A 399-nucleotide genomic window follows, 5' to 3' on the forward strand; every position below is an offset into this window, starting at 1 on the left:
AATCCCGTAATGTATTGAGACAGGCCGCAGGATCATCTTCGTCCTGACAAAAAAATTGCACCACCCACGGTGAGATATCGTCCTCTTCCAGACTGTCCTGGATCGCATCTTCCAGCTGATCCCGAATTTCAATCAGTCTCTCCATTGGACGCCCTTCGGTGGCAACAGGTTCAATCCGGTAGACCGTACCGACGGAAACCCCATCATCCAGCAACAGGCATTGTCCGTCGTCCAGATATTCCACCCAGGGCAGATAGTCGATAATGGACGGATTGGTCCGATAAATCGCCGCTTCATCAGCGTCCCGCAGTTTGCCGGGGCGGTTCAGTGGTTTGGGATTGGCCATTACCGTGCCTCCGTGCGTTCACCCGGTAAGGCATACTGCACCTGCTGATAAAA

General features: G+C 53.4%; 1 protein-coding gene. It reads right to left on the reverse strand.

Annotated elements, in window-relative coordinates; genetic code table 11:
* The coding region (locus AAC147_RS12410; RefSeq protein ID WP_047686777.1) for a TraC family protein at positions 1-346 on the reverse strand (346 nt) is incomplete at its 3' end.
* Positions 347-399 lie beyond the last annotated feature (53 nt).

This window comes from Xenorhabdus sp. NBAII XenSa04 (assembly GCF_963866145.1).
GTDB lineage: Bacteria > Pseudomonadota > Gammaproteobacteria > Enterobacterales > Enterobacteriaceae > Xenorhabdus > Xenorhabdus indica.